This window comes from Cryobacterium sp. RTC2.1, from assembly GCF_035018685.1.
Lineage (GTDB): Bacteria > Actinomycetota > Actinomycetes > Actinomycetales > Microbacteriaceae > Cryobacterium > Cryobacterium glucosi.
On the sequence record NZ_JASJXJ010000027.1, the window covers coordinates 1 to 23,632 of the forward strand.

General features: G+C 69.2%; 23 protein-coding genes. 9 read left to right on the forward strand and 14 right to left on the reverse strand.

Annotated elements, in window-relative coordinates:
* The coding region (locus QN357_RS05575) for an MFS transporter (RefSeq protein ID WP_323504643.1) at positions 1-668 on the reverse strand (668 nt) is incomplete at its 3' end.
* Positions 669-824: 156 nt separating this feature from the next.
* Between QN357_RS05575 and purU the strand changes: the two genes are divergently transcribed.
* Together purU and QN357_RS05585 are read left to right on the forward strand one after the other, a co-directional pair.
* Complete coding sequence (gene purU / locus QN357_RS05580) at positions 825-1,697, forward strand: formyltetrahydrofolate deformylase (RefSeq protein ID WP_134449981.1); 873 nt, start codon at positions 825-827, stop codon at positions 1,695-1,697.
* A 95-nt stretch (positions 1,698-1,792) separates the two neighbouring features.
* On the forward strand, positions 1,793-2,149 hold the full coding sequence (locus QN357_RS05585; protein WP_134449980.1) for a YrdB family protein: 357 nt from the start codon (positions 1,793-1,795) through the stop codon (positions 2,147-2,149).
* A gap of 14 nt (positions 2,150-2,163) precedes the next feature.
* Here QN357_RS05585 and QN357_RS05590 read toward each other — a convergent pair whose 3' ends face one another.
* The 4 genes from QN357_RS05590 to QN357_RS05605 form a co-directional block, all read right to left on the reverse strand.
* Positions 2,164-3,390, reverse strand: a complete 1,227-nt coding sequence (locus QN357_RS05590) for an MFS transporter (RefSeq protein ID WP_323504644.1) — start codon at positions 3,388-3,390, stop codon at positions 2,164-2,166.
* Positions 3,391-3,443: 53 nt separating this feature from the next.
* Complete coding sequence (locus tag QN357_RS05595; RefSeq protein ID WP_134449978.1) at positions 3,444-5,345, reverse strand: heavy metal translocating P-type ATPase; 1,902 nt, start codon at positions 5,343-5,345, stop codon at positions 3,444-3,446.
* 113 nt (positions 5,346-5,458) lie between these two features.
* On the reverse strand, positions 5,459-7,381 hold the full coding sequence (locus QN357_RS05600) for an FAD-dependent oxidoreductase (RefSeq protein WP_134559000.1): 1,923 nt from the start codon (positions 7,379-7,381) through the stop codon (positions 5,459-5,461).
* A 147-nt stretch (positions 7,382-7,528) separates the two neighbouring features.
* Positions 7,529-8,119 (reverse strand): hypothetical protein, encoded by a 591-nt coding sequence (locus tag QN357_RS05605; protein ID WP_134449976.1) that lies wholly within the window; start codon positions 8,117-8,119, stop codon positions 7,529-7,531.
* Between the two features lie 115 nt (positions 8,120-8,234).
* On the opposite strand from QN357_RS05605, the gene QN357_RS05610 reads away from it, so the two are divergent.
* The gene (locus tag QN357_RS05610) at positions 8,235-9,074 is read left to right on the forward strand and encodes a putative protein N(5)-glutamine methyltransferase (protein WP_134449975.1); all 840 of its coding nucleotides are present in this window, start codon (positions 8,235-8,237) and stop codon (positions 9,072-9,074) included.
* On the opposite strand, the gene QN357_RS05615 is transcribed toward QN357_RS05610, so the two are convergent.
* Positions 9,071-10,285: an NADP-dependent isocitrate dehydrogenase gene (locus QN357_RS05615; RefSeq protein ID WP_134449974.1), complete on the reverse strand. Its 1,215-nt coding sequence runs from the start codon at positions 10,283-10,285 to the stop codon at positions 9,071-9,073. The two genes, QN357_RS05610 and QN357_RS05615, sit on opposite strands and share 4 nt — an antisense overlap.
* Positions 10,286-10,438: 153 nt before the next feature.
* Between QN357_RS05615 and QN357_RS05620 the strand changes: the two genes are divergently transcribed.
* From QN357_RS05620 to QN357_RS05635, 4 genes are read left to right on the forward strand one after another with little or no spacing between them, the layout of a single operon-like run.
* The gene (locus tag QN357_RS05620; RefSeq protein WP_134449973.1) at positions 10,439-10,891 is read left to right on the forward strand and encodes a GNAT family N-acetyltransferase; all 453 of its coding nucleotides are present in this window, start codon (positions 10,439-10,441) and stop codon (positions 10,889-10,891) included.
* 22 nt (positions 10,892-10,913) lie between these two features.
* Positions 10,914-11,237, forward strand: a complete 324-nt coding sequence (locus QN357_RS05625; protein ID WP_134449972.1) for an MGMT family protein — start codon at positions 10,914-10,916, stop codon at positions 11,235-11,237.
* Between the two features lie 43 nt (positions 11,238-11,280).
* Entirely contained in the window at positions 11,281-11,700 is a 420-nt protein-coding gene (locus QN357_RS05630) for a cytoplasmic protein (protein ID WP_323504645.1), read from the forward strand.
* 32 nt (positions 11,701-11,732) lie between these two features.
* A complete protein-coding gene (locus QN357_RS05635) occupies positions 11,733-12,170 on the forward strand; it encodes a cupin domain-containing protein (RefSeq protein ID WP_198413389.1) in 438 nt (145 codons plus the stop codon).
* 19 nt (positions 12,171-12,189) lie between these two features.
* Here the strand turns inward: QN357_RS05635 and nagA are convergent, their stop codons facing one another.
* From nagA to QN357_RS05655, 4 genes are all read right to left on the reverse strand, one after another.
* Complete coding sequence (nagA, locus tag QN357_RS05640) at positions 12,190-13,326, reverse strand: N-acetylglucosamine-6-phosphate deacetylase (RefSeq protein ID WP_323504646.1); 1,137 nt, start codon at positions 13,324-13,326, stop codon at positions 12,190-12,192.
* A 4-nt stretch (positions 13,327-13,330) separates the two neighbouring features.
* Positions 13,331-14,116 carry a glucosamine-6-phosphate deaminase gene (locus tag QN357_RS05645; RefSeq protein WP_323504647.1) on the reverse strand — a complete coding sequence of 262 codons (786 nt, stop codon included), beginning with the start codon at positions 14,114-14,116 and terminating at the stop codon, positions 13,331-13,333.
* Between the two features lie 83 nt (positions 14,117-14,199).
* Positions 14,200-15,444, reverse strand: a complete 1,245-nt coding sequence (locus QN357_RS05650) for a PTS transporter subunit EIIC (RefSeq protein WP_322137192.1) — start codon at positions 15,442-15,444, stop codon at positions 14,200-14,202.
* 56 nt (positions 15,445-15,500) lie between these two features.
* Positions 15,501-16,247 carry a GntR family transcriptional regulator gene (locus tag QN357_RS05655; RefSeq protein ID WP_322137191.1) on the reverse strand — a complete coding sequence of 249 codons (747 nt, stop codon included), beginning with the start codon at positions 16,245-16,247 and terminating at the stop codon, positions 15,501-15,503.
* A 262-nt stretch (positions 16,248-16,509) separates the two neighbouring features.
* Here QN357_RS05655 and QN357_RS05660 point away from each other — a divergent pair, with 262 nt between their 5' ends.
* Positions 16,510-16,743: a glucose PTS transporter subunit EIIB gene (locus tag QN357_RS05660; protein ID WP_134449968.1), complete on the forward strand. Its 234-nt coding sequence runs from the start codon at positions 16,510-16,512 to the stop codon at positions 16,741-16,743.
* On the forward strand, positions 16,740-17,234 hold the full coding sequence (locus QN357_RS05665) for a PTS sugar transporter subunit IIA (RefSeq protein WP_241975333.1): 495 nt from the start codon (positions 16,740-16,742) through the stop codon (positions 17,232-17,234). The genes QN357_RS05660 and QN357_RS05665 overlap by 4 nt, the downstream gene beginning before the upstream one ends.
* A gap of 105 nt (positions 17,235-17,339) precedes the next feature.
* Here QN357_RS05665 and QN357_RS05670 read toward each other — a convergent pair whose 3' ends face one another.
* The 4 genes from QN357_RS05670 to QN357_RS05685 all read right to left on the reverse strand — a co-directional run bounded on the left by QN357_RS05670 (position 17,340) and on the right by QN357_RS05685 (position 23,588).
* The gene (locus tag QN357_RS05670) at positions 17,340-19,145 is read right to left on the reverse strand and encodes an ABC transporter ATP-binding protein (RefSeq protein WP_323504648.1); all 1,806 of its coding nucleotides are present in this window, start codon (positions 19,143-19,145) and stop codon (positions 17,340-17,342) included.
* A complete protein-coding gene (locus QN357_RS05675; protein ID WP_134450088.1) occupies positions 19,142-21,076 on the reverse strand; it encodes an ABC transporter ATP-binding protein in 1,935 nt (644 codons plus the stop codon). The genes QN357_RS05670 and QN357_RS05675 overlap by 4 nt, the downstream gene beginning before the upstream one ends.
* Before the next feature lie 462 nt (positions 21,077-21,538).
* Positions 21,539-22,327 carry a dimethylargininase gene (gene ddaH / locus QN357_RS05680; protein WP_134449966.1) on the reverse strand — a complete coding sequence of 263 codons (789 nt, stop codon included), beginning with the start codon at positions 22,325-22,327 and terminating at the stop codon, positions 21,539-21,541.
* Between the two features lie 61 nt (positions 22,328-22,388).
* Entirely contained in the window at positions 22,389-23,588 is a 1,200-nt protein-coding gene (locus tag QN357_RS05685) for a mechanosensitive ion channel family protein (protein WP_241984993.1), read from the reverse strand.
* Between the last annotated feature and the right edge of the window lie 44 nt (positions 23,589-23,632).

The following is a 23,632-nucleotide window of genomic DNA, read 5'->3' on the forward strand; positions in this document are numbered from 1 at the left end:
ACGTAGTGCTCGACCTTCGGCAGGAACCGCCAGACGAGGGCCGCGCCGATGAGCATGAGCACGGCGAGCAGCACGAAGGACAGCCGCCAGCCGAGCGCATGCCCGGCCGCCGTCCCGAGCGGAACGCCGAAGACGAAGGCGAGGGTGCCGCCGGAGATCGTGATCGAGATCGCCCGGCCGATCTGTTCCTTGGGCACGAGGTGGGCGGAGTACGCCCCGACGACGCCCCAGAACAGGCCGTGGGCGAGGCCGCCGAGCACCCGGGTGGCGACGACGAGTTCGTAGCTGGGGGCGAGCGCGGTGAGCACGTTGCTGAGCGCGAAGACGAGGAGCACGAACACGATCAGTCCGTGCCGGGGCAGCCGTTTCGTGAGCAGGGCCAGCGGCGTGCTCGTGAGCACGACGGTGAACGCGAACCAGCTCACAAGCAGGCCGGTCTGCGACTGCGGCACTCCGAGCGATCCGCTCATCTCCGGGAGCAGGCCGGTCGGCAGCATCTCGCTGGTGACGGAGAGGAACACGGCACCGGAGAGGGCGAGCAGCCCGATCCACGGGAAGCGGGCAGGAGGCGTCGAGGCGACCGAGCCGGTGCGGGGGCGGTCGGAGTGCGCGGTGGCGGTGTTGGCGGGATCGAAGCGGGGCAGCTCGATCGGCGAAGTCAGGGACATGGGTGTGCTCACAGAGGGCTGGGCCTGCAGCCCGCGCGGGGCCGGGCCGGCGCCAGCCGGATCGTGTGCGCGCAGCGTGCGCGCCCGGGGCCTGTCGCTTGTGCCGGCCACATCCAGCCTAACCGACAGCCTGACGGCAGCCGATAGCCTAGACGGATGACTAGTTCCACTCCGCTGCCCGCACACCACCACTGGGTCATCGCCCTCGTCTGCGTCGACCAGCCGGGCATCGTCCACGCCGTGAGCGGCGCCATCGTGCAGGCTCACGGCAACATCACCGAGAGCCAGCAGTTCACGAGCGCCGACACCGGCCGGTTCTTCATGCGACTCCAGATCGAGACTCCCGCCTCACGCGAGGAGCTCACGGCGGCGCTCGCACCCGTCGCCGAGCGCTACGCGATGACGTCGGTGATCGACGTCGTCGGCCGCCCGCTCCGCACCCTCGTGCTCGCCTCGACGGCGGGCAACTGCGTGAACGACCTGCTCTTCCGGCACCGGGGCGGCCAGGTGCCGATCGAGATCCCGCTGGTGCTGAGCAACCACGGCACCCTGCGCGACCTCGTCGGCTTCTACGGGGTGCCGTTCGAATCGCTCCCCATCACGGATGCCGCGAGCAAGGCCGCCTTCGAAGCCCGGGTGATCGAGGCGATCGAGGACAACGACATCGAGCTCGTCGTTCTCGCGCGGTACATGCAGATCCTGTCCCCTGAACTGTGCGCGGTGCTCGAGGGCCGGGCCATCAACATCCACCACTCGTTCCTGCCCGGGTTCAAGGGTGCGAACCCGTACAAGCAGGCCCACGCGCGCGGGGTCAAGCTGATCGGGGCGACGGCTCACTTCGTGACGAGCGACCTCGACGAGGGACCAATCATCGAGCAGAACGTGGTCCGGGTGGACCACTCCCGCACGCCGGCCGAGCTCGTCGCGATCGGCCAGGACGAGGAGAGCCGCACCCTCACTCAGGCGGTGACCTGGTTCGCCGAGCACCGGGTGCTGCTCGACGGGGCCCGGACGATCATCTTCAAGTAGCCGCCGGCATCCGTTCCCCTTCCGGTCGGGAGTGACCGTTCCGCCGGCCGCTCTCGACCGGAAAGGTGATGTTCGGGGAACGGTAGAGTGGGCGGGTGACTGACTCCCGTGCCCTGCCGAAGATCGGGTTCAACGACGTTCTGCGGTTCCTGCTCGAACTGTTCGCGTTCGTCACCCTCGCGGTCTGGGGCTTCACGACCTGGCCGTTCCCGTGGCCCGCGCTGCTCGTCGGCATCGTCGCCCCCGCGTTCGCGATCATCCTCTGGGCGCTGTTCCGGTCGCCGAAGGCCGTCTTCCGGCTCGACCCGTTCGGCAAGGCGATCATCGAGATCGCCGTGTTCGGCGCTGCCGCGATCGCGTGGTGGGACATGGGCCTGCCGGTCATCGGCGGCGTCTTCGCGGTCGTCGCGACGGTCAGCGGCGTCCTCTCCGGTCGCGCAGAACTGCGCTAGCTCGCTCGCCCGGGTCAGGCGGGACGGACCGCCCGAGTCTCGCGCGGCATCCGCAGGGCGAGGGCGCTCGTCGCGAGGAAGAACAGCGCACCGACACCGAACGCGACCGGGTACGAGACGGAATCGGCGAGCAGGCCCGCCGCGAGCGGGCCGATGATCGCGCCGAAGTCCGAGAACATCGAGAAGACCGCGACCGGGCGTCCGCCACCGGCCCCCGCTGCGTCGCCGACCGCGGCGGCGGGAGCCGTACCGAGGAACGCCGACGCGACCCCGTAGACGCAGAGCAGCACCGTGAGGACCACGATGTTCGGCGCGAACGGCACCGCGAAGATGGTCACGGCGGCGAGCAGGCAGGCTCCGATGATCGCCGGGCGGCGTCCGACGGTGTCGACGAAACGGGCCGCGGGCGCGAGTGCGAGGGTCTGGGCGACCGCCGCGACAGCGAAGGCCACACCGGTCCAGGAGCTCGGGCCGCGCAGTACCTCGACGACGAGAACGGGGATCAGCGCGTTGCGCACACCGAACGAGGTCCAGCCCTGCGCGAAGTTGGCCAGGCACGCGGCCCGGAACCGGGGGTCGGCGAGCACAGCGCGGAACGGGACCCTGGGCGCCGACGCGCCGGACGCATCCGCCGTCGCGTTGCGATAGCCGGGGCTCAGCAGCAGCAGCCCGAGCACACCGGCGATCGCGAGCGTGCCGGCGTAGAAGAAGAAGGGCGCCGTGAGCGAGATCGTCGCGAGCAGGCCGCCGAGGGCGGGGCCGGCCATGCCGCCGAGCAGGAACCCGCCCTGATAGAAGCCGATGGCGCGGCCGCGGATGCCCGGAGCAGTCGAGCCGAGCAGGAGCGTCATCGCCGAGACGGTGAACATGGCGGAGCCGATGCCGCCTGCCCCGCGCAACAGGAGCAACTGCGGGTAGTTCTGGGCGATGCCCGCGAGCCCGCTCGAGAGTGCGACGATGCCGATGCCCGCCGCGAGGATGGTCCGCTCCCCCGCCCAGTCGATCAGGCGCCCGCAGAACGGGCTCGCGACGAACCGCATCAGCGCGAACGCGGAGACGACCGCGCCGATCTCGAGGTTGCCGACGCCGAAGCTGCGCACGTAGACCGGGAGCACCGGGACGACGACGCCGAAACCGACCATGACGAAGAAGGCGATCACGCCGAGGACGAGCACGTCCCGGGAGAGTCGCGGCTGCCCATCCGCCCCTGTGGACGGCGTGCGGGGGCGGAAGAGGCGCATCTACTCAGGCTAGGCCGTCGCGGCGGTGTCGCCGCGCGGGCGGATGACGCGGCTCAGCGCGCGAGCGCCGTCGCCGGTTCGCGGTGCACCGGTACGCTCCCGGCAGCGAGCGCGGCATCCCGCCGCCCACCGATCGCACGGAGCGCGTTGAGGATCGTCGCGAGGTCGACGAGCTCCTGCAGGAGCGCCCCGATCGTCGCCGGGATCAGCCCGAACGCGGCGAAGACCATCAGGACCAGGCTCAGCGCGATACCGATCCAGATGCTCTGCAACGCGATCCGGATCGTGTCCTGCCCGATCGCGACCGCCCTGGCCGTGCGCGAGAGGTCGTCGATCAGGATGACGACGTCTGCTGACTCGCTCGCCGCGGTCGCGCCGCGCGCGCCCATCGCGATGCCGACATCCGCGACCGCGAGCACAGGAGCGTCATTGACACCGTCGCCGACCATGATCACCGGACGCTCCGTGATCGCCCGCACGCCCTCGACCTTGTCGACAGGCAGGCAGTCGGCCTGGACGTTCGTGATTCCCACGAGCGCGGCGATGTGCTCGGCCGTCGGCCGGGCGTCCCCGGTGAGCATGACCGTGTTGCGGATTCCGAGCTCCCCGAGGGCGTCGATCGTCTGGCGGGCATTGCCGCGCAGCTGGTCGCTCGCGACGATGCTGCCGGCGAAGCTCCCGTCCACGGCGACGTAGATGGCGAGTTCCCCGCCGTCGAGCGGGGCGGCGACGGCCGCCGGCGCGGTCTCCGCCACGAAGGAGAGCTTGCCCACGGTCACCTCGCGGCCGTCGAGCCTGGCGACGACGCCGTGTGCCGGCACCTCGCTCGCCGTCGCGGTCGCGAGGAGCTCGAGGCCGCGGCTGCGCGCCTCCGCGATCACGGATGCCGCGAGCACGTGGGACGAGTACTGTTCGGCGGACGCGGCGAGCGCCAGCACCTCGTCGGCGTCGAAGCCGGCGGCGGGCAGCACCCGGGCGATGGCGGGGGTGCCGTGGGTCAGGGTTCCGGTCTTGTCGAAGACGATGGTCCTGGCGCGGGACAGCGCTTCGAGCACCCCGCCGCCCTTGACGATGATTCCGTTGCGCGCCGCGCGGCTCATGCCTCCCATGAACGCGATCGGAGCAGAGATCAGCAGCGGGCACGGGGTGGCGACGACGAGCACCTCGGCGAAGCGGACCGGCTCACCGGTCAGGATCCAGGCGAGCGCAGCCAGGGACAGGGCGACCGCGGTGAACGGCACCGCGTACCGGTCGGCGAGCCGGACGACGGGTGCCTTGCTCGCGGAGGCCTCCTCGACGAGGGCCACGATCTGCTGGTACTGGCTGTTCGCCGCGGTCGCGGTTGCGCGGATGGTGGCGGCGGCCTGGCCGTTGATCGACCCCGAGAGGATGCCCTCGCCCTTGTTGCGTTCGACGGGGAGGCTCTCCCCGGTCAGCGAGGACTCGTCGAAGGCCGCGCTGGCGGACTCGAGCACACCGTCGACGGGAACGATCTCGGCCGGGCGCACGAGCAGGAGGTCACCCGGCTGCACAGCAGTGGCTGGCAGATCCTCGACGTCGGCCAGGTCGCCTGCGGATCTCAGGCGGTGCGCGATCTGCGGCGCCCGGTTGAGCAGGGCGTTGAGTTCGCGCTTGGCACGGTTCACGGCGAAGTCTTCGAGGGCGGCGCCCCCGGTGAGCATCAGCACGATCAGGATGGTCGCGACGTACTCGCCGACGAGCACCGTTGCGACGATGGCGGTGATCGCGAGCAGGTCGACGCCGAAACTGCCGTGGCGCAGCTGCTTGACCATGCCCACGGCTGAGATCGCGGCGACGAACAGGCCGAAGCCGCCGAACAGCCAGGCCAGGCTGTCGGCGAAGCCGGCGAGGGCCAGCCCGATTCCGACCACCCCGAGCACGATGGTCGCGGCGACAAGCGGATACCGCCGTACGGCGGCGAACAGACGGGACATGCTTCAAGTCTCGTCCCGTCCCCCGCCCACCGCCAGCAAGGTGAGGCTCGCCTGTCCGGGGCGGATGCCCGGCCGGCGACGCGCGCCGGGCATCCGTCTCGAGGGCGTTCGTCTCAGAGCACGAGCGCGGTCAGGAAGGCCGCGTTGATGGCCTCGCCGACCTTGGCCGGGTGCACACAGTCGCCGAGCGGATGCACGTTGGCGCGCCCTTCGAGCGCGAGCGTGAGCGCCGTGTTCGGACGCACCCCGAAGGCCGCGATCACCGTGGACGCGGTGACGTGTACGGCGCCGTCCGGGCCGGTCGCGGTGAGGCCGTCGGCGTCGACGGAGGTGACGGTGTGCCCGGTGAGGATCCGGACGCCCTTCTCACCGAGTTCGCGCAGCAGGGTGATCCGGTTGATCACGATCATGTCGCGGGCGAGCTCGTCGGCGAGTTCGACGATCGTGACGTTGCAGCCCTGTCCGGCGAGTTCGAGGGCGGCGTCGCAGCCCGAGAGGCCGCCACCCGCGATGACGACACTATGGCCGACGGGGACGCCGCGGTGGAAGTCGAGCACGTCGATCACGTTCGCACCGTCGAGGCCGGGGATGGACGGCAGGAGCGGAAGAGAACCGGTCGCGACGATGATCTCGTCGGCCTCGAACGTCGCGAGGGAGTCCGCGTCGATGGTCGTGTCGAGGTGCACGGTCACGGGGAGGTGGGTGAACTGGCGTTCCCACCAGCCGATCATCGCACGCAGTTCCTTCTTGAACTCCGGGGTCGCCGCGGGCAGCAGCACGCCGCCGAGCTGGGGCCCTGCCTCGTAGAGGTCGACGGAGTGGCCGCGGAGCGCGGCGACCCGTGCGGATTCGAGTCCGCCGGGGCCGCCGCCGATCACGACGACGTGCTTGAGGACGTCGGCCTTCTCGACGCGGCGTTCGCGCTCGAAGCCGACCTGCGGGTTGACGGCGCAGCCGAGCGGCAGGGCGAAGAAGGCGTTGCCGACGCACATCGAGTTGCAGCGGATGCACGGTCGGATGTCCGCGCGATCGCCCGCGGTGAGCTTGCCCGCCCACTCCGGATCCGCGATCAGTCCGCGCCCGATGCCGGCGAAGTCGGCGTCGCCCGCGGCGAGGGCGGCCTCCGCGTTCTCCGGGGTGAGGTTGCCGACGGCCATCACGGGGATGGACACGACGTCCTTGAGTGCGCGGGCCGCCGGGACCATGCACGCGTCGCCGAGGTAGTACGGCGGGAAGACGTAGTCCATGGCTTCGTATGACCCGTCGTCGGCGATGATGAGGTCGAGCCCTGCCGCGGCGAGTACGACGGCGATGGCCTGGCCCTCCGCCGTCGTGCGGCCCCCGGCGAAACGGTGGTTGACAGAGAGGCGGAAGCTGACGGGCAGGCCGGGCGCGTTGGCCTTGACGGCGGCGATGATCTCGGTCGCGAACCGGCAGCGGTTCTCGACACTGCCGCCGTAGACATCCGTGCGGCGGTTCCAGCAGGCGCTCATGAACTGGTCGATCAGGTAGCCCGTGTGGCCGTGGATGTCGATCGCATCCATCCCCGCGGCGGCGGCGCGGGCTGCGGCTTCGCCGAAGCGGCGGACGAGCAGGTGGATCTCGTCGATCTCGAGCGGCCGGCAGAGCACGCTCGGGTCTGCATAGTGCGGGTTGTCGGAGGCGGAGATCGGCAGCCGGTCCGGGTCGATCACGTTGATGTTGCGCCCGAGGCCCGCGGTGAGCTGCAGGGAGACCAGCCCGCGGACGGCGTGGATCGATTCGGCGAGGGCGGTGAGGCCCGGAAGCGCGGCATCGGTGTGCACGCAGCAGAGTCCGGCGTTGAGCGTCTCGTAGTCCTCGGAGACGGCGCTGATGCCGGTCATCACGAGGCCAGTGCCCCCGCGGGCGCGTTCGGTGTAATACGCGATCTCTTGAGCGGTGAAGAGCCCCTCCGGGGTGCCCATCTCGGTGCCCATCGGCGCCATGATCACCCGGTTCGGGAGTTCGAGGGTACCGATGCGACCCGGTTTGAGGACGTGTGCGAAGCCTGTCATGGTGTTCTTTCCCGTGCGATGACCGATGGTCGTCGTCGACCTGGGGCGCATCCCGGGCGGGAAATCGGGCGGGAAAAATGGAGCAAGAGCAACGACCTGAATTGTTTCAATCATAGGTGAGCCGCCAGAGTGAAAACCGAAGAATCGCTATGGATTCGTTCCGGATGTCCGGTCCCGAAGCATCGCGAAGTCGATCGCGAGCAGGTATTTGATCCGCTCCTCACGCATCCGAGCGTAGCCAGGGGCGTGGCCGTCGATCGTCTGGCGGATCAGGCGTGCGGCGAGGGCCTTCCGGATCTCATAACTCGCGTCGTGTTGCGCGTCCTCGACGATCGCGGCCAGTTTCTTGTCGTCGTCCGCGACCGCGTGCAGGATGAGGGCGAGACCCTTGTGGGCGCGACGACGGCGGCCGAGCCTGCCGATGTCGAGCCGCTCATCCTCGGTGAAGCCCTGCGACCAGCGCCGGGACGCGAGTTCCCGTCTTTCCTGCGCGACGCGGGCGGCATCCTCTTCGTTCTGCGCCGCAAGAAGGAGCAGTTCATCGCGCGCGACCGTCTGGTAGGACGATTCGTCGAAGTTGTCGTGCTCGCGGAGAGCCCCGACGATGATGTGGTTCTTCACGGCCATCCGCACCGCGGAGAGGGCGATGAGGAGGCCCTCGTCGATGATCCGTTCCATGGCGTTCATCCGCGGCGCCGCATCCGACGCGAGGGTCGCGTGCGGGACACCGAATGCCATTCAGGTGCCATGCCGCGTCGCTTTCTCGTCCAGGTGAGAAACTATGTCTCCTGCACTGATTTTATGGGCATTCGACTCCCGTGCGTATGCCGCGCGCAATACCCGAAAGGTTCCGATGTCCCCTGTCGATCCCGCCGCGGCCTTCCCCGGCGTCGTCGAACGCCTCCGCGCGGCGGGATGCGTCTTCGCCGAGGAGGAAGCGGAGCTCCTCGTTGGCGAGGCCCGGTCGGCGGACGAGCTCGAGGACCTGCTCGAGCGCAGGGTGGGCGGGGAGCCGCTCGAGTACGTCCTCGGCTGGGCGCTGTTCTGCGGGCTGCGGGTGCACGTCGAACCCGGGGTCTTCGTGCCGCGGCGACGCACGGAGGCGCTTGTGCGCGAGGCCGCAGGGCTCGCCGGTCCCGGTGCGATCGTCGTCGACCTCTGCTGCGGCACGGGAGCGGTCGGTGCCGCCCTGCTCTCGGCCCTGCCGGGGCTGGGGCTCGACCTCCTGGCGGCGGACCTCGACCCGGTCGCAGTCCGCTGCGCCCGCGTCAACCTCCCTGGCCGAACCGTGGTCGAGGGCGATCTTTTCGCCCCCCTGCCCCTGGCCCTGCGCGGTCGGATCGCGCTCCTGCTCGTCAACGCGCCATACGTGCCGACCGGCTCCATCGAGCGGATGCCGCCGGAGGCCCGGGTGCACGAGCACCGGCTGGCGCTCGACGGCGGTTCTGACGGGCTCGACGTGCAGCGAAGGGTCGCGGCGGCGGCGGCAGGCTGGCTCGCCCCCGGCGGCCATCTCCTGATCGAGACGAGTGCGCGCCAGGCGCCGGTGACGAGCGCGTTGTTCGCCAGGAACGGCCTGCTCCCCCGTACCGCGCACCACGACGACGTCGACGGGACCGTTGTGATCGGCACACGGGTGAGGCCCCCGACCCCAGGGGTCGAGGGCCTCTCCCGGACGAGCGGGGCCGGTTAGGCCAGGCGCGTCTGCAGGTTCGTCGCGATGGCGGCGAGGAATTCCTCGGTCGTCTGGTAGCCCTGCTCCGGGCCGACCAGCAATGCGAGGTCCTTGGTCATCTGGCCGCTTTCGACGGTCTTGATGACGACGTCCTCGAGGGTCTCGGCGAACTCGGCGAGCGCCGGGTTGCCGTCGAGCTTGGCCCGGTGCGAGAGGCCGCGGGTCCAGGCATAGATCGAGGCGATCGGGTTCGTCGAGGTGGGCTTGCCCTGCTGGTGCTGGCGGTAGTGGCGGGTCACGGTGCCGTGCGCTGCCTCTGCCTCAACGACCTTGCCGTCGGGAGTGGAGAGCACGCTCGTCATCAGGCCGAGCGAGCCGAAGCCCTGCGCGACGGTGTCCGACTGCACGTCGCCGTCGTAGTTCTTGCAGGCCCAGACGTAGCCGCCTTCCCACTTCATGGCGGATGCGACCATGTCGTCGATCAGGCGGTGCTCGTAGGTGAGGCCGGCAGCCTCATAGCGGGCCTTGAACTCGGTGTCGAAGATCTCCTGGAAGATGTCCTTGAACCGGCCGTCGTATGCCTTGAGGATGGTGTTCTTGGTCGACAGGTAGACCGGGTAGTTCCGCACGAGGCCGTAGTTGAGCGAGGCACGGGCGAAGTCACGGATCGAGCTGTCGAGGTTGTACATGCCCATCGCGACACCGCTGCCCGGGGACTGGAAGACCTCGAAGGTCTGCGCCTCCGAGCCGTCCTTCGGCGTGAAGGTCATGCTGAGCGTGCCCTCCCCCTCGAAGCGGAAGTTCGTGGCGCGGTACTGGTCGCCGAAGGCGTGGCGGCCGATGATGATCGGCTTGTTCCAGCCGGGCACCAGGCGCGGGATGTTGGAAATGATGATCGGCTCACGGAAGATCGTGCCGCCGAGGATGTTGCGGATCGTGCCGTTGGGAGACGCCCACATCTTCTTGAGGCCGAATTCCTCGACCCTGGCCTCGTCCGGGGTGATGGTCGCGCACTTCACGCCGACGCCGTGCTTCTGGATGGCGTGGGCAGCGTCGATCGTGATCTGGTCGTCGGTCTCATCGCGTTTCTGGATCGACAGGTCGTAGTACTCGAGGTCGATGTCGAGGTACGGGTGGATGAGCGTGTCCTTGATGGCCTGCCAGATGATGCGCGTCATCTCGTCCCCGTCGAGCTCGACGACGGTGCCTTCAACCTTGATCTTCGCCAATGAATTCTCCTCAGAATGGTACCGGCCACGTGGCCGAGCCAATTCTACAAGGCCCCCGCAACTGTCTCGACATCGAGACAGTTTTCGGTCCGGTCCTGCCCGGCGCACAAAACCCGACTACCACGCCGGTCAGCCGCAGGTTAGCCTGTTGCCATGGGTGAACTACGTCTGGAAGAACTGTCCGCACGCAACATTGTTGCGGCCAATAGCCTCAGTCTCAAACCGGGCCAGGAGCTGTACATCGCTCCCGTCTCCTATGCGGTGGCGGCTTCCGTGATCAATCCCGCGACCGCGTGGCAGCGCGTCGTGTTGCTCGACGGCGAGGTGGCCGGGTTCATCCACGGCAACTTCGACCCCGATTCGGAGCACGAGGAATTCCGGGCCTGCATCTGGAGGATCAACGTAGACGCGAGCGCCCAGGGCAAGGGCGTCGGCAAATTCGCAGCGGAGTCACTCGCCCAGGAGGCCAGGAAGCGGGGCTTCGACCACATCACCGTGATCTGGGAACCCGGCGAAGAAGGACCGGAGTCGTTCTTCCACCGGATCGGCTTCGTCGACATCGGCGAGACGGCATACGGCGAGATGATCGGTTCGCTCAAGCTGTAGCGGCCAGACGGTTCCGCCGGCCATGCGCCTCGCCCCCGACAGCGACTTCGTCACGCATGTCCTCGGCATCGTCGACTCGATTCCCGCCGGGCGGGTGATGACCTACGGCGACGTCGCGGCGGTGCTCGGCTCTCGCGGCGCCCGTGTCGTCGGCCAGATCATGGCGCACTATGGGGCGGATGTCCCCTGGTGGCGGGTGGTCCGGGCCGGCGGCCACCCGCCGGTCGCGCACGAGGCCAGGGCGCTGCCGCACTACCGCGAAGAAGGCACCCCGCTCGTCCTCCTGGGCACCGCGGAGTCCGGCTACCGGGTCGATTACCGGGCTGCGCGCTGGTCACCGACCTGACCTGCCCCTCGCGGGCACCGCCGGCACCGGGTACGGTGCCCGCATGGACAGTACAGAAGGCTTTCAGGACCCCGTCGTCACCAATCCCGGCCTCTACCGGGTGATCCTCGAGAATGAGCGGGTACGCGTCCTCGAATACCGGGACACGCCCGGTGCCGCGACCGCGCCGCACCGGCATCCGGACAGTGTCATGGTCACCCTGAGCGAATTCAGCCGGCGGATCTCGTCGGACGGCCGCGCCGTCGACGTCGAGCTTCCCGCCGGGGTCGCACGATGGCTTCCCGCCCAGGAACACACCGGTGCGAACACCGGCCATACCGACACGCACTCGATCTTCATCGAACTCAAGGAGCCTTCGCGGCATCCCCGAGGGCGCACGGACGAGCGGCCGCTCGGGCCGCAGTCCGCCGCACCGTCGACGCCGGACACCGACGATGAGGCGAACGTCTGGGGCTTCTCCTAGCGCGCCGCAGGCAAACGGTGTTAGCGTGCGGCATGTCCAGTGAACAGAACGCCACACAGTCCCTCGATCCGCTCGTGACGGATCCCGGCGTCTACCGGGTATTGCTCGAAAACGACCGCGTTCGCGTGCTCGAATTCCTTGATGCCCCCGGCGACACCACCAACCCGCACGAGCACCCAGACAGCGTGATGATCACGCTGAGCGCATACTCCCGGAGGCTCTCCTTCGAAGGCAGGGAGGTCGATGTCGAACTCCCGGCCGGCGAGACCGCCTGGCTCCCTGCCCAGGAACACGCCGGCGTGAACATCGGCACCACGCCGACCCACGCGATCTTCGTCGAGCTCAAGGAACAGGCCGTGCGCGCCCCCGATCCCAGCCTGCACCCGCTCGGGCCGGCGCCGCGCCCGCTGATCGGCATCCCGTTGTCGGACGCCTCGAGCGACGAGGAGAAGGCCTGGGGCTTCGCCTAGGCCGGTCTCCCCTGCCGGCTCAGGCCGGCAGGCACCAGTCGCCTGACCGCATGGTCGCGGTGACGTAGAGCCCGGCATCGAGGACGATCAGGTCGGCCGGCTGCCCCGCGGCGAGGCGGCCGCAGTCGGTGAGGCCGATCATGTCGGCCGGGTTCTGCGTGGCCGCTCGCACCGCCGTGGCGAGGTCGACCCCTGCCGTGTGCACGGCGAACCGGACGGCCTCGCTCAGGGTGAGGACACTGCCGGCGATCGTCCCGTCCGCGAGGCGCGCTTCACCGTCGAGCACGCTGACGGGGAGGCCGCCGAGGGTGTATTCGCCCTCGTCCGCACCGGCCGCGGCCATCGCGTCGGTCACGAACACCGGTCGCGACGGGCTCTGCGTGATGAAGCGGACGACCGCGGGATGCAGGTGCACCCCGTCTGCGATCAGTTCGGCGAACACGGCGGGGTTCTCGAGCAGCGCGAGGGACGGCCCGGGTTCCCGATGGTGCAGGGGACGCATCGCGTTGAAGAGATGCGTGCCCGCCGTGGCCCCCGCCTGGATCGCCTGCCTGGTCATGTCGTCATTGGCGTCGGTGTGGCCGATCGCGGCGACCGCGCCGTATCCGACGATCCGCCGGACGGCGTCGAGCCCGCCCGGGAGCTCAGGGGCGATCGTGACCATGCGCACCGTGCCGTGGCCGGCGCGCATGAGGCGGTCGATGCTGTCCCTGTCGGGCACCCGGAGCAGCTCCGCCGTGTGGGCGCCCCGATGGATCGGGCTCAGCCAGGGTCCTTCGAGGTGGATTCCTGCGAGCAGGCCGGAATCGACGAGGTCGGCGAGGCCGGCCACCAGGCGTTCCATCTCATCGAGCGGTGCCGTGACGAGGCTCGCCATCAGCGTGGTCGTGCCGTGTTCCCGGTGGGTCGCCGCGATCCCGGCCGCCGCGATCTCCATGTCGGCATCGTTGAAGCTGAATCCGCCGCCGCCGTGATTGTGCACGTCGACGAAGCCGGGGGCGAGGATCCCGTCCGGGTCGTGGGCATCGGCGACGCGCGGCGGGAGGCCGGCGCCGACGGCGATGATCCGTCCGGCCCTGACCTCGACCCAGCCAGGGGTGTGCACGGCGTCCGCGGCGACGACCGTGCCGGCGCTGAGCAGAATCGAGTCGGCCACGGGGTTAGATTCCCTGCCAGGCGTACTTGTGGGCGTATGCGTATGCGTAGTAGTCCCGGTTGGCGAGGCGGGATGCCGCGGCCTCGTCGACGAGGACGGTCACGTGCGGGTGAAGCTGGATGACCGAACCGGGCTTGCTCGATGAGACCGGTCCCTCGACGGCGGACGCGATCGCATCCGCTTTCTCTTCGCCGAACGCGAGCAGGATGAGGTGCCTGGCGCGGCGAATCGTGCCGAGGCCCTGGGTCATGCAGTGGATCGGCACGTCATCGGGAGAGGCGAAGAAGCGCGCGTTGTCGATCCGGGTCTTCTCGGTCAGGGTCTTGATCCGGGTGACGGACGCGAAGGAGGAGCCGGGCTCGTTGAAGCCGACGTGACCGGTCTGCCCGATACCGAGGATCTGCACGTCGACGCCGCCGGCCGCGACGATGGCGGCCTCGTAGTCGAGTCCCGCGGTCTCGAGGGTGGCCACGTCGCCGTTCGGGGTGCGGATGTTCGCGGGGTCGAGACCGAGGGGCACGACGACGTCGCGGGTGATGACGGCGCGGTAGCTCTCCGGGTGCCCTGCGGGCAGCCCGACGTATTCGTCGAGGGCGAAGCCGCGCACGCGGGACATGTCGAGGGGTTCCTTCGCGAGGGAGGCTGCGAGCGCCGCGTACACGGAGAGCGGCGTGGACCCGGTGGCCAGGCCGAGGACGGCATCCGGCTTGCGCATGATCAGGGCACGGATGGTTGCCGCAGCAAGCGTTCCCGCTGCGGTCTCGGTGTCGAGGACGATTACTTCAGCCAATGTTCTGCTCCAGTTTCACAATGATGGTGCGTGGTGGTGCTGCCGGGGTCACGGGCTCGCCCGCGACCCCGGCGTTGGTGGGATTAGACCGTCGTGGACGACGCGGAGTCGGGCACTGTCGCGTCGGGAACCTCGTCCTCGCCGCGACCGGGGGTCTTCAGGTTCCACTTGCGGATCACGAAGCGGAACAGGAAGTAGTAGATACCGGCGTACGCGAGCCCGATCGGGATGAGCAGCAGCGGCTTCTCGGCCAGGCCGAAGTTGAGCACGTAGTCGAACGTGCCCGCGCTGAAGGTGAACCCGTCCCTGATCCCGAGGGCGTTCACGAGGGCGAGCGAGGAACCGGTCAGCACCGCGTGGATGAGGTAGAGCGGGAACGCGACGAACATGAAGGAGAACTCGAGGGGCTCCGTGACGCCGGTGAGCATGGCGGTCAGCGCACCGGAGAGCATGATGCCGCCGACGATCTTCTTCTGGGACGGCTTGGCTTCCTGCCAGATGGCGAGGGCGCCGGCCGGCAGCGCGAACATCATGATCGGGAAGAACCCGGTCATGAAGGAGCCGGCGGTGGGGTCGCCGGCGAAGAACCGGGCGATGTCACCGTGGGCGCCATTGAAGTCGCCGATCACGAACCACATCACCGAGTTGAGGATGTGGTGCAGCCCGACCGGGATCAGCAGCCGGTTGGTCGTGCCGTAGAGGAAACCGCCCCAGATGTTGTTCGAAGAGACGAACTCGCCGAAGCCGGAGAGACCGGTCGCGAAGGCCGGGTAGACGAAGGCCAGCAGGACTCCCAGTACCAGCGCCGTGCCTGCGGTGATGATCGGGACGAACCGGCGGCCGCCGAAGAAGGCCAGGTAGCTCGGCAAAGAAATCCGATGGAACCGCTGCCAGAGCAGGGCCGACGTGATGCCGATCAGGATGCCACCGAGGACACTGTAATTGACCAGCACCTGCTTCCCGCCCTCTGCGGGCAGTCCGAGAACCAGGGGCGACATTGCCTCTCCGACCTTGGAGAAGACGAGGTAGCCGACGACGGCGGCCAGGGCTGTCGAACCGTCGGATTTCTTTGCGAAGCCGATAGCGACGCCGACCGCGAAGAGGAGCGGCAGGGCGTCGAAGAGCGCACCGCCGGCCGAGGCGATGACGGCGGCACCGGTTTCGAAGCCCGGGATGCGCCCGAGCAGGTCGGGCTGGCCGAGGCGCAGCAGGAGTCCTGCCGCGGGGAGTGCTGCGATCGGCAGCATGAGGCTGCGACCGACTCGTTGAAGTTGCGCGAGGCCGGGGAACGGCCTTTTCGTCCCGGCGTCGGCGGTGATGCTGGACATTGATTTCCTCCTGGTGGTGCGTTGTCGGTACGGATGTTGCGTGGATGGTCTGTGGGTCAGGGCTGGTGCTGCAGGTTGAGGGTCATGTGAATCTGGTAGCGGTCGCCGCGGTACCACGAGGTGACGTGTTCGAGGAAGGCGGACCCGGCGGACGACGTCCGACGGAAGACCATCACGGGGGCGTTGGCGGCGATGCCGAGGGTAGCCGCGAGCAGGGCGTCGGCGCCCTCCGCCCAAACGGCCTGTTCCGCGTTGTCGATACGCAGGCCGTACTCGGTCGCGAACGTCGCGTACAGGGACCGGGTCAGGTCTTTGGCGCCGAGCTCGGGGAGCAGCTCTGCCGGGTAGTAGCCGCGTTCGAGTGCCATCGGCACCCCGTCGGCGAGCCGGAGTCTTTCGATCTCCAGCACCTGGGCGCCCGCGCCGAGTCCGAGGGCGGCCCGTACCGCGAGGGGCGCTTCGATCAACCGGGACGAACGCACGATCGTCGCGGGGACGAGGCCGCGCCGGCGCATGTCCTCCGTGAAGGAGGCGAGGTGCAGATCGCTCTGCACGCGTTCGCCGGCCACGAAGGTGCCCTTGCCCTGCACCCGGTAGAGCACGCCCTCCTCGACGAGCTGGCGGATCGCTTCGCGCACGGTCGAGCGACTGACTCCGTACCGCGTCATGAGCTTCCGCTCCGGCGGGATCGCGGCGTGGGGAGCGAGGCTGGTCTCGACCAGCTCCTCCAGGATCGAGCGCAGCTGGGCGTGCTTGGAGACCGGTCCTGATTCCAGAACCGGGGCCTCATCGATGTCGGTCATCTCGCTGCGTCCTCCGAAAGGTTGGGGTGTGTAGATACCAGCATAGGACCACTTTCGCTTTGTGGTCCGTACTGGTACGATCCAATAGTTCGATGATGAAGCCGCGGCACCCTGCTTGTCAAGACCCCCAGCCGCTCGGGTTCTCCGAGAACACCCGAAACCGAATCAGACAGGGCGCAGACTTGGCTCACGGCCGGAACGCTTCGCGCGTATCCAAGCCGCTGCAGCCGGTTCCCGGCCCACCATCACTGGAGGAAACACCATGAGCACCAAAGCGGAGCAAATCCTCGCCGGCCTCGGCGGATCAGGCAACCTCGTCGAGATCGAGGCGTGCATCACCCGACTGCGCACCGAGGTGAAGGACCCCGCCCTCGTGAACGAGCCTGCGCTCAAGGCGGCCGGCGCCCACGGCGTCTTCCGGTCCGGCACCATCGTCCAGGTCGTCGTCGGACCAGAGGCCGACAACCTCGCCGAAGACATCGAAGACCTCCTGTGAGCCGTGGGGCTCCCGTCGTCCTCGTGACGCCCGTCGTCGTCCTCGCGCCCGTCCCCGGTCGCGCCGTCGGTCTCGCCGAGGTCCCCGATCCCACGTTCGCCCAGGCGATCGTGGGTCCCGGCGCCGCGATCGACCCTCCGCGGGGCATGGTCGACGCGATCGCGCCGATCAGCGGCAAGCTGCTCAAGGTCTTCCCGCACGCCTTTGTGATCCTCTCCCCCGACGGGATCGGCGTCCTCGTCCACCTCGGCATCGACACCGTCGAGCTCCGCGGCGAGGGCTTCACCCTGCGGGCGAAGCAGGGCGATCAGGTCGCAGCCGGCGACGTGATCGTGACCTGGGACTCCGCGGCCGTTGAGGCTGGCGGACGTAATCCCATCGTGCCGGTCATCATCCTCGAGCGCACACACGAGAACATCGCCCTCGCCGATGCCGTCACTGCGGGCGCCGACCTTGCCGCCGGCGACCTCTTCCTCACCGTCACCTCCTGACGGGCTGTTCCGCGAGAGCGGAGAAATGGCCCCTTCGCGCGCAGCGAAGGGGCCATTTTCGTACTCTCGCGGACCGGCATCCGCTGTGAACGCGTGCGGATGCCGCTACACGAGTGATTCCCGCCAGGCCGCGTGCAGCTGGGCGAACCGTCCGGTGCCGTCGATCAGGTCGTCGGGCGCGCCGTCCTCGACGATGATCCCGTGCTCCATCACGAGCACCCGGTCTGCGATCGCGACCGTGGACAGCCGGTGCGCGATGATGACGGCCGTGCGGTCGGCGAGCAGGGTCTGCAGCGCCTGCTGCACGAGCCGCTCGCTCGGGATATCGAGCGAGGACGTCGCCTCGTCGAGGATCAGCACCGCCGGGTCGGCGAGGAAGGCCCTCGCGAACGAGATCAGCTGGCGCTGCCCGGCGGACACCCGGCCACCACGTTTGTTCACGTCGGTGTCGTACCCGCCGGGAAGGTTCTCGATGAACTCGTGCGCGCCGACGGCACGCGCCGCCGCCACGATCTCTGCGGGAGAGGCGTCGGGTTTGCCGATCGCGATATTGTCGGCGACCGAACCGCTGAACAGGTACGCCTCCTGGGTGACCATCACGATGGCGCGACGGAGGTCCTTGGGGTGCAGCCGGCGCAGGTCCACCCCGTCGAGCAGCACCTGGCCGTCGGTGGGGTCGTAGAACCGCGCCATCAGCTTCGCGAGCGTCGACTTGCCTGCCCCGGTCGAGCCGACGAGGGCGATCGTCTGCCCGGCGGGAATCGCGAGATCGAAGGTCGGCAGAACCACCCGGTCGGACTGGTACTCGAAGCGCACCCCGGTGAAGGTGACGGCGCCGCGCGCCTCCCACAGGTCGACGGGGGCAACCGGGTCCGGCACGCCGGGGAGTTCCTCGAGCACGCCGGAGATCTTCTCGAGCGCCGCCGCGGCGGACTGGTACGAGTTGTAGAACATCGCCATCTCCTCCATCGGATCGAAGAACCGCCGGGTGTAGAGCAGCGCCGCGAGGAGCGCACCGATCGCGAGCTGCCCGTCGACGACGCGGAATCCGCCGAGCAGGAGCACGACGGCGACCGCGACGTTGCCGATCAGGATGAGGCCGGGGTCGAAGATGCCGAACAGCTGGATCACCCGGCCGTTCACCTTTCGGTAGTCCTCGACGAGCTCGCCGAAGACCTCCTCGTTGCGTCTCTCCGCCCGGAACGCCTTGACGGCGCGGATGCCCGTCATGGTTTCGACGAACTTCACGATCAGGCTCGCCGATGCGGTCCTCGACCGCCGGAACAACGTCTGCGACCGCACCTGGAACCAGCGGGTGAGCGCGAACAGCGGCACCAGGGACCCGAGCAGCACCAGCCCGCTGACGCCGTCGAGGCTCACGAGCGCGATCGCCGTGAAGGCCATGTACAACACGCCCTGCACGAGCTGGTTGATACCCGAGTCGAGCAGTTCCCGGATCGCGTCGAGGTCGCTGGTCTGCCGGGAGATGATCCGCCCGGAGGTGTACGACTCGTGGAACTCGAGGCTGAGCCGCTGGGTCTGCAGGAACACCCGCTTGCGGAGGTCGATCAGCACTGCCTGGCTGATCCTGGCCGACATCATCGTGTACCAGGCGATCAGGATCGCCCCGATCACGCCGGTGAGGAGGTAGACCCCGCCGGTCGCCGCGAGCGGAAGCCAGTCCTGGGCGAGGAGGGCAGGCAGCCCCTTGTCGATCCCGAACGCAATGAGGGCGGGACCGGCGACCTGGGCCGCGGTCGAGAGCACCACGACGAGCATCGCCGCGGTGACCCGCCAGCGCACCGGGCGGAGCAGGGAACCGAGCAGGCGCAGCGAGCGCGCCCGGATCTGCTTGCTTTCGGACGCGGTGAAATTGTTGCGTTCTTCGCCTTCGACTCCGGTGACGCTCATCGTGCGGCCTCCTCTCGCGTGGCCTGTTCTGTCCGTGCGGCCGATTCGTCCCTGGCGACCTGCCTGGTGGCGTCGCGCCGTTCTTCGTCTTCGAGGCTCGAGATGACGAACCGGTAGTGCTCGTTGGTGCGCAGGAGATCGGAGTGCCGGCCGACCGCGGTGATCCGGCCGTCCTCGAGCAGGGCGACCCGGTCGGCGAGGGTGACCGTCGACGGCCGGTGCGCGACGATGAGCGCCGTCGTCGAGGCGAGCACCTCGCGGAGGGCGGCCTCGACGAGGGACTCGGTGTCCACGTCGAGCGCGGAAAGCGGGTCGTCGAGCACGAGCACCGCCGGCTTCGCCGCGACCGCGCGGGCGAGCGCGATCCGTTGGCGCTGGCCGCCGGAGAGGCTCATGCCCTCCTCGCCGACGAGGGTGTCGACGCCGTCGGGCAGGTCACGCACGAAGCCGGCCTGCGCGACCTGCAGGGCCTCCTCGAGCGCGGCATCCGCTGCCGCCGACCGCTCGGCGAACTCCGGCCTGCCGAGCAGCACGTTGTCGCGCACGGATGCCGAGAACAGCGTCGCGTCCTCGAACGCCATCGCGAGGTGGCCGCGCAGGTCTTCGCGGCCGAGCGAGCGCACGTCGACACCGTCGAGCGTGACCGCGCCCTGGGTGACGTCGTAGAGGCGGGTGGTGAGTGCGGTGAGGGTGGACTTGCCCGAGCCGGTCAGCCCGACGAGGGCCATGGTCTCCCCCGGCTGCAGCACGAGGTTGACGCCGTCGAGCAGGTCGGGGAAGCGCGCCGGCGAGTCGGGGTAGCGGAAGTGCACGTCCTCGAAGGCGAGTCGGCCGCGCGGCTCGGCGAGCGTGACGGGCCTGTCGGGGTCCGTGATGCTGTTCGGGGCGTCGAGCACGTCGAAGTACCGGTCGGTCGCCGTGCGGGCGTCGAACGTCATCGACAGCAGGAACCCGATCGATTCGACCGGCCAGCGCAGCACGGTCGCCGTCGCGAAGAACGCGACGAGGCCACCGACGCTGAGGTCACCCTGGGCGGCGAGCCAGACTCCGACCACGAGGCAGAGCGCGAACGCGACATCGGGCACCATCAGGAGCCAGAGCCAGATGCCGGCGATCGCGCGCGCCTTCTCGATCTCGGTGCCACGAAGGTCTTCCGCCTGCTGCGAGAAGTTCTTGAGCGCGAAACCGCCGCGCCCGAACGCCTTGAGCACGCGGATGCCGTGCACGGACTCCTCGACGGCCGTCGCGAGGTCGCCGGCCTGGTCCTGGCTGCGCCGGGCCACGACGGAGTACTTCTCCTCGAACAGGTACCCGACGATCCAGAGCGGAATCGAGCAGGCGATGAAAACGACGCCGAGGATCCAGTTCATCGAGACCAACACGGCGGCGCCGATCACGATCGTGACGATATTGACGACCAGGAGGACCAGGCCGAAGGAGATCCAGCGCCGGATCAGGTTCAGGTCGCTCACCGCGCGGGACAGGAGCTGTCCGCTCGGCCAGCGATCGTGGAAGGAAACCGGCAGGTCCTGCAGGCGTGCGTAGAGCGCGTTCCGCATGCTCGCCTCCACGTGGGTGCCCGGGACCAGCACGAACCAGCGGCGGAGGGCGATCAGGATGGCCTCGAGCACGCCGAGGCCGAGGACGACCAGCACCGCGGGCCAGATCCCGGCGGGGTCCTGACGGGACAGGGCGCCGTCGACGAGGCCCTGCAGCACTTGCGGGATCGCGAGGGCGACGACCGCGGCCAGGAGCGCGGCGATCATGCCCAGCACGAGCCGGGGCAACGCGGGCCGCACGTAGGGAAAGAGGCGCAGCAGGGTGCGCAGCGTACTCGCCCGCTTCCCGGGCTGCTCAGGGGTCGCCGCCGGCGTGGCAGCAGGTGTGGTGGGTGTCGTCGAGGCGGTCGGTGGGTTCGGAGTCGTGTCCATGGGAGTGGGTGGTGTGGTTTCGGTGGGAGTGGTTGGTGTGATCTGGGTCACGAGTGGAGCCTGTTCGGATACATGGTGCCGATGGACGCCAGCGGGGTGCGCTGGGCGTCGAGGAGTCGAAGAAGTCACGTTCGACGGCGGGCGGGAAGCTGGGCGCTTCCATACGGTCGCGACGGCGGGACGCCGGTCGCGGGCTGCGGGTTACGGGCGGGGTGCTGGAGGAGGGAGCCGACGGGCGATGCGGATGGAGTGGCTAGGCCGCGTTGTCGTGGACGCCCACGGCAGAGCCAGCGCCGGTGGTCGCATTCCCAGCGAGCTGTGGCTGTGCTGTCTGTGTCATGTCGGCCTCCTGAGCGCGTCGAATCCTCGTTGTGCTCCCCGTGTCAGGCAGCCTTCCAGAGTACGACCACACCGTGCGTCGGCGCAAGCACCTCTTTGAGAGTCAGGTCCGCGGGCTCCCGGTCAGCGGATGCGTACGCTCAGGCAGGTGACACAGCCCTCGAGCTTCTCGAATTCGGAGATGTCGACGGTGACGACGCGGTAGCCGCGGGCGGCGAACAGGGCGGCCGAGCGCGGGGCCGCGCTCGACATCAGCACCGCGTCCGGGGCCAGCACAACGACGGCGGTGCCGCACTCCTCTGGGACGGGCAGGAAGGGTTCGAACACCGTCGAGTCGTCGACGAGGGGCGGATAGCCGATCACGGTCGCGTCGGGCAGGGCGGTGACGGCGGACTTGAGGTGCAGCACCTTGCTGATCGGGACCGCGACGACGGTGTAACCGCGCGGGACCAGGATGTCGCGGAGCTGGTCGATGCCGGCGTCGTTCGTGCGCAGGCTGCGGCCGACGTACACGGTCCGGCCGATCTTGAGCACGTCGCCGCCGTCGAGGGTGCCGGGCAGCGCGAGACGGTGCACCGGGATGCCGAGGCCGCGGACGGCGGCCTCCGCCCCCGCGGTCTCGTCCCGGCGGCTCGGGGCCCCCGGGCTGGTCAGCACGGCGATGTCGCCGAAGGAGATGACGGCATCCTCGATGAAGACCGAGTCAGGGAGCAGCGGGGCCGGTTCGACCTCGATCACGTCCCAACCCTCCGCGGCGAGCGCTGCGACGTAGCCGGCCCATTGGGTGCGGGCGAGCCCGAGGTCGACGGGGACGCGCTCGATGTGCGTGAGCTGGCCCTCGGCGAGGTTGTCGGCGGGGCGACGGACCAGGGCGATCCGGCGAGCGGCGGGGTCGAATGCGGGGATGTCCATCCCGACAGTGTATGGGCTCGCCGGGTGTGGCTTCGCCGACCGTTCGCAGGTGCCCCGCCGGTCAGAGCTTCTGGTCGCTGATCTCCTGGATCGGCATCGAGCGGGTGAATTCCTCGCCGCGGTGCACGGCCTCGGAGTCTCCGGAGAACAGGCCGGGTGCCTCGGTGACGGGGCGTTGTTCCCTCGCGGCGCCCGTGGCCGACGTCGTGGGGCGGCGGGCCGGTTGCCGAACCTCGACGCGGCCGAGCGGGAGTGCGTCCGGGTTCTCGGCGACGAGCCACTCGACGAGGTTCTCCCGCACGATGCAGCGCAGGTCCCAGAGCATCGCGGCGTCCCCGGCCGAGACGAGAACGCGGATGCGGACGAAGCCGCCGACGGCATCCGTCACCTGCAGCACGGCAACGCGCCGGTCCCAGAGCTCCGTCTGTGCGACGATCCGGTTCAGTTCCTCGCGCATGGCCCCGGTGCTGACCCTCCAGTCGACGTCGAACTCGACGGAGCCGAGCAGTTCGCTCGTGCGGCGCGTCCAGTTCTGGAACGGCGTCGTCGTGAAATAGGTCGAGGGCAGCACCATCCTGCGGTCGTCCCAGATGTGCACGACGATGTAGGTGAGGGTGATCTCCTCGATCCGGCCCCACTCGTTCTCGACGATGACGACGTCGTCGACGCGCAGGGCGTTGCTGAAGGAGAGCTGCATGCCGGCGAAGACGTTGGCGAGGCTCGACTGGGCGGCGAGGCCGGCGACGACGCTCAGGAGCCCCGCCGAGGCGAAGAGGCTCGCCCCGACCGCAGCGGCCCCTGGGATGCTGAGCAGCACCGTGCCGATCGCGCAGACGATGACCACGACGACGCTGATCCTGCGGAGCATCCGCAGCTGGGTGCGCACCCGCCTGGCCACCCGGTTGTCCCGCACGTCGATGCGGTACCGCGCGGCGATGACTTCCTCGAAGAAGTACATCAGGGCCGCGACGAGCCAGGTCGCCGCCGCGATGAACAGGGCGCGCATGATGAAGTCGACCGCGAGGGTCAGGTCCGGCGTCGTCGTCAGGTACACGGACGTCACGATCCAGAGGGCGCCGATCAGGATCACAATCCGGAAGGGACGCCGGCACAGGCGGATGAACGCGCGCGCCCAGGCCCGCTTGCGCGCGGCCATCCGGAAGACGAGCGCGGCGATCGCGGTGATCACAAAGGCGCTGATCACCGCGACGACGAACGCGATCAGAAAGGTGGGTTCGATGAAACCGTCGAGCAGCGGCACGGGTGTCCCTTCGACCGGACCGCCGACTAGCGAACCGGACCCTT

Bases quoted from the DNA above. Each gene is read 5' to 3' on its own strand.
- QN357_RS05630 (WP_323504645.1), top strand. From the start codon at position 11,281: ATGGACAGTACAGAAGGCTTTCAGGACCCCGTCGTCACCAATCCCGGC.
- QN357_RS05625 (WP_134449972.1), top strand. From the start codon at position 10,914: ATGCGCCTCGCCCCCGACAGCGACTTCGTCACGCATGTCCTCGGCATC.
- purU (WP_134449981.1), top strand. From the start codon at position 825: ATGACTAGTTCCACTCCGCTGCCCGCACACCACCACTGGGTCATCGCC.
- QN357_RS05660 (WP_134449968.1), top strand. From the start codon at position 16,510: ATGAGCACCAAAGCGGAGCAAATCCTCGCCGGCCTCGGCGGATCAGGC.
- QN357_RS05635 (WP_198413389.1), top strand. From the start codon at position 11,733: ATGTCCAGTGAACAGAACGCCACACAGTCCCTCGATCCGCTCGTGACG.
- QN357_RS05595 (WP_134449978.1), bottom strand. From the start codon at position 5,345: ATGTCCCGTCTGTTCGCCGCCGTACGGCGGTATCCGCTTGTCGCCGCG.
- QN357_RS05605 (WP_134449976.1), bottom strand. From the start codon at position 8,119: ATGGCATTCGGTGTCCCGCACGCGACCCTCGCGTCGGATGCGGCGCCG.
- QN357_RS05620 (WP_134449973.1), top strand. From the start codon at position 10,439: ATGGGTGAACTACGTCTGGAAGAACTGTCCGCACGCAACATTGTTGCG.
- QN357_RS05650 (WP_322137192.1), bottom strand. From the start codon at position 15,444: ATGTCCAGCATCACCGCCGACGCCGGGACGAAAAGGCCGTTCCCCGGC.
- QN357_RS05670 (WP_323504648.1), bottom strand. From the start codon at position 19,145: ATGAGCGTCACCGGAGTCGAAGGCGAAGAACGCAACAATTTCACCGCG.
- QN357_RS05590 (WP_323504644.1), bottom strand. From the start codon at position 3,390: ATGCGCCTCTTCCGCCCCCGCACGCCGTCCACAGGGGCGGATGGGCAG.
- QN357_RS05655 (WP_322137191.1), bottom strand. From the start codon at position 16,247: ATGACCGACATCGATGAGGCCCCGGTTCTGGAATCAGGACCGGTCTCC.
- ddaH (WP_134449966.1), bottom strand. From the start codon at position 22,327: ATGGACATCCCCGCATTCGACCCCGCCGCTCGCCGGATCGCCCTGGTC.
- QN357_RS05610 (WP_134449975.1), top strand. From the start codon at position 8,235: ATGTCCCCTGTCGATCCCGCCGCGGCCTTCCCCGGCGTCGTCGAACGC.
- QN357_RS05675 (WP_134450088.1), bottom strand. From the start codon at position 21,076: ATGGACACGACTCCGAACCCACCGACCGCCTCGACGACACCCACCACA.
- QN357_RS05600 (WP_134559000.1), bottom strand. From the start codon at position 7,381: ATGACAGGCTTCGCACACGTCCTCAAACCGGGTCGCATCGGTACCCTC.